Source organism: Pontibacter lucknowensis (genome assembly GCF_900156415.1).
GTDB classification, from domain to species: Bacteria; Bacteroidota; Bacteroidia; order Cytophagales; family Hymenobacteraceae; genus Pontibacter; species Pontibacter lucknowensis.
On sequence record NZ_FTNM01000010.1, the window covers coordinates 1 to 4,130 of the forward strand.

Annotated in this window: 6 protein-coding genes; 5 read left to right on the forward strand and 1 reads right to left on the reverse strand. The window is 39.4% G+C overall.

The genetic code is table 11. The features are described from left to right. The first annotated feature begins 106 nt into the window (after positions 1-106). The 5 genes from BW972_RS19415 to BW972_RS19435 all read left to right on the forward strand — a co-directional run bounded on the left by BW972_RS19415 (position 107) and on the right by BW972_RS19435 (position 3,902). Entirely contained in the window at positions 107-916 is an 810-nt protein-coding gene (locus BW972_RS19415; RefSeq protein WP_143732165.1) for a hypothetical protein, read from the forward strand. 161 nt (positions 917-1,077) lie between these two features. Then, positions 1,078-1,674, forward strand: a complete 597-nt coding sequence (locus tag BW972_RS19420; RefSeq protein WP_076423336.1) for a hypothetical protein — start codon at positions 1,078-1,080, stop codon at positions 1,672-1,674. A 131-nt stretch (positions 1,675-1,805) separates the two neighbouring features. Continuing rightward, complete coding sequence (locus BW972_RS19425; RefSeq protein ID WP_076423337.1) at positions 1,806-2,420, forward strand: hypothetical protein; 615 nt, start codon at positions 1,806-1,808, stop codon at positions 2,418-2,420. A gap of 194 nt (positions 2,421-2,614) precedes the next feature. Further along, complete coding sequence (locus BW972_RS19430; RefSeq protein WP_143732167.1) at positions 2,615-3,157, forward strand: DUF6624 domain-containing protein; 543 nt, start codon at positions 2,615-2,617, stop codon at positions 3,155-3,157. Positions 3,158-3,215: 58 nt separating this feature from the next. Beyond that, positions 3,216-3,902, forward strand: a complete 687-nt coding sequence (locus BW972_RS19435; protein WP_076423339.1) for a hypothetical protein — start codon at positions 3,216-3,218, stop codon at positions 3,900-3,902. 3 nt (positions 3,903-3,905) lie between these two features. Here BW972_RS19435 and BW972_RS20110 read toward each other — a convergent pair. Beyond that, positions 3,906-4,130, reverse strand: a 225-nt coding sequence (locus tag BW972_RS20110; RefSeq protein WP_234986463.1) for a hypothetical protein, incomplete at its 5' end; no start/stop codon positions are given.

A 4,130-nucleotide genomic window follows, 5' to 3' on the forward strand; every position in this document is an offset into this window, starting at 1 on the left:
CTGGCTGCTTTGAAGGTATAAAAGCTGTACTCCTATACCTGGTAAAAGGGTGCTGGGTGTATTAGAAAAATAATATCAGGCTAATCTAAAGGTTATGTGCCATATTATGAACCGACTGCTTAACAAACGAACAACAAAAATTGTATCATCAACTTCGCCTCTAACTTTTGAGACGACAGGTGGTGGTTCTTGGGAAGTATGGGACAGATTTATTGCAGTTAACGGACAAAATATTTATCACATTGGAAATGTTTGCGGAACTTGTTCTTTCTTTTTTGAAAAACTTATAGACAACAAAAAATCAATCAATCCCAAAGAGACCATTGACAAACTAAATGTTGGACTGACTTCTATTGGAGATAATACAATTGACACTTTAAGAGAAATAATTCCCAACGGATTCTACGAAATTGCCCTGCTGACAATTAAACCCAAATTTGCTGAAGTTGGACAATCAGGTGACTACTTTGCAAATGAACAAGTAAATTTATGGGGAATAGACGGATATTATGGTGTTCCTCATTCACCTAAAGTGAATTACTATCGTGGAACGGACAAGGAAATCGGTGACGAAAGAAAACTATTTGAATTTTTTATCCCATTGACATCAACTGATAATTTAGACCAGACAAGAGTTGACTTTTATAAAGAAGAAATTTTAAAAGGCAATAAACCAACAGCAATTAGCTTATCAATTTTAGACATTAAAGAACCTGCTGTTTGGCCTGATGATGACATCAAGCCCGACTTTACTTCTCATTGGTGTGTTGCTCATTACATACTTGACGGACACCATAAAATTAAAGCTGCGAGTGACTTAAATTCTGAAATAACTTTACTTTCGTTTATAGCGATAGAAAAAGGAATTTCATCAACTGACGACATTAACGAATTATTGAAATATATTGACAACTAAGAACAGAAATACGGCACATAACATCGTATTGGCAATAGGCGGGCTGAACGACTTCGTATCAACGGAAGTGCAAAATTCAACTTTCGTTCTTCGTATCAAATTCGGTGCTAAAAATCCCGCCCATTGCCAATACGTGACCCGTTGGGCTACATAGATAAGTAATGAAGTTTTTTAAAATCATATTAAAGCTATTTGGAATTACAGCCTTCACTTTGGTAGTTCTTTTTATTGGGCTGGTTGTAGTTGCTCATTTTATGTTTGGCTCCAATGAAAAAGCGGTTGACAGCAATGTGTTGCTGAAGAGTAGTGAATTCAGAAGCTTACATCAATCTGTCGTCTCTCTCGATAACATAGAAAATATCGCAGTCTTGCCTGACAAGAACTATATTGTTATAAATGGAACAGTAATCAATTTAGCTAAACAGACTTTTGGATATTCACCAGAGCTAGGCTTCTACAATAGCTACTACGAAGAAGGAGACCGAACACCTTATACTTCTCTAGACAGCCTTCTAAATGCTCATAGTATTAAAATTGATAGTGTAAAAGCTATGGCTGTTATTAAAGGAATGAAGGACGCTGGAATAAGTGATGTAGGCATACGTAAAGAAGGAATCTCTTATAGATGGAAAGTATCAGCCATGTATGGCGAAGAAGGTATTCTCTACAGCAGTCGAAAGATTCCAAAAGACTCGACCCGATTTGACCTGTTTGAGAATATTGAAGAAGACTTCTACCATTTCGCTGTATATAACTAAAAACAACGACAGCCCAACAAGGTGCAGCTTTAACCCTTGCTACGCTACGGGCTTCGGCTGCACGAGCACGTTGTGCCAAATTTTAGGCAATGTTTCGCAAATATCAGTTGGCTTGAAACTAAGAAGTAAATATGGTTGACCAGATAAAAAGAAAGTTAGAAGACATTTATACAAAGTATCCTGCGATTGCCAACCAATGCTTGAAGTATATCGAGAATAACTCAACTATTGACAATAATAGCACTATCAAAATATTCCACAGACCTTGGATTGCTCCACAGAACTGGGGGATTAAACTGTTTGAACCTATTAAAAGTAGTTGGTACAAGGATTTTCAAGAAAGAACAAACAAAGTAATACCTGATTTCTATGAAAGCTTCCTGCTAACAACTAATGGTGGGTTTATCTATGATTTGTCATTGTATGGCTTACCACCTTCACTGTATAATACTGGATTACTATCGAGGACAGTAATTCAATGTCATGACTTAACTTCAGCAAACAATAGCTGGATTATAAATTATGAAATTGAGAGAGAGTACTTCCATTTTGGAGGCAGAGCCTATACTTTTGATGAAAACGTTGGATATTTTTATAAGAAAGATGAAATAATCAGCATTAGGCAAAATGGTGAGACAATTAATAAGTGGTACGACTTCAACGATTTCTTAAGAGATGAAATTGAAAAGGCTGAAGAAATGATGAAGGAAGAAATTCCAGACAACACTAAAATTATAATAAAATAACTCGGCACAACCACACCTTTACCATAGCTTCGCCATGGCAAAGCCAAGTCCGTTGAGTAACATTTATAAAAATGAATATAAAACAATCACTCATCATCCTATTTCTATTGGTTGGATGCCAGCCCTCAATTGTAAGCACATCGCACACAGCAATCCAGGAAGAGCAACCGGATTACGCAGTTCTAGCAAAAGAATTGGAAGAAATCTATGACATTGACCAAAGTATTCGAAGTATAGATTGGGACACCATCAGCAGCCCAGAGGCAAGTGTTGCGTTCTCCATGAAAGTGATGACCCTCGACTCGGTAAATCAGACCAAGGTTATACCTATACTGGAACAGCACGGGTGGTTGCCGAGGAGTAAGGTGGGCGATAAAGCCGCTAAAGCCATTTTTTATGTGGTGCAGCATTCTAACTTGGTCACTATAGAAAAGTACCTGCCCCAGATGGAGCAACTGGCAAAGCACGGGGAGGCAAGTGCAACGGATGCTGCTAAAATGCGGGACAGGCTCCTCATGTTCCAGGGAAAGAAGCAGATTTACGGTACGCAGACAGCGGGTTGGGTACGAGCAGAAGGCGGGCAGGTTATCTGGCCCATAGAAGATGTGAAAAATGTGAATAAGAGAAGGAAAGAAGTGGGATTTACAACCACAGTGGAGGAGGACGCAAAACGGCTAGGTGCTCAATTCGATCCCAACGAAGAACTGCCGAAGAAAAAAACCGATACTCAACAATAGCTTTGCGTTAGCTACGCCAACGCAAAGCCCAGCCCGTTGGGTTCAATAGAAATCAAAAATGAAAAAGACAGCTTACTTTCTGTTCATGTGTTTGTTTGCTTGTAGCCAAAGTGAAAAGCTACCTGAAGGTGACATTGTTGAAGAAAGTAAGGTACAGGTTTCTGAAGAAGTGGCTCAGTTTTCTGAAAGTTCAAAATCTCAAGTGTCAGAAGTGCCAGAATATGACACTTGGACTTTTGAAAAAATGGATGACAGTAACTTAGTATTCAAAGAAGGACCTGTGTTCGACACAGAACTTCACGAGCTTGAGTACATTGGGCAGATTGACATTGACGGTAAAGCTCCATTCCTAGTCTTTTCAGGCAGGCATTGCGATGAATGTGACGCCAACACATCCCTTTACTTCCACTCCCCAAGAAATGGGTACTTGAATGTAAGCTACGGGGAAAACAGGTATCTGTATCCAGGTAAGGAAAGAGACTATGAAACTGACTCATTATTATATGAAGCACGAGCATTTTATGGGGAAGTGTTCAAAGGTGTGAGTGGTATTGTTTGGTTTCAAAAGACGCTCATGGAGGATAATAGCATTCAAAACTCTGTGTACTTAGCGAAGATAGTTGGTGATAAAGTAGTGGCTGAAGAAGTCAAAGACTTTAATGACCGACTCAAAGAAGCTTTGGAGTTAAACAAGGCTGGCAAGAACAAGGAAATCAAAGGTCGGGAATATACGAGTGAGCCATAAAAACTACAAAACCCAACACAGTTCATAATACAGGCTTCGGCTACGCCTCACCCACATTATGCACGAGACGTTAAATCCGTCATTGGGATTATTTTCAAATTTTAAAATGGCGAAGCTTTCAGGCTTTACCGGTGGGGAGGAATCACAGGCTATAAAAAAGGGAATGCCTGCAGAAGAGCCAAAGGCATAAATGGAGTTTAGGCCGGCAAGTCTTGCGGCGGCGTTGCC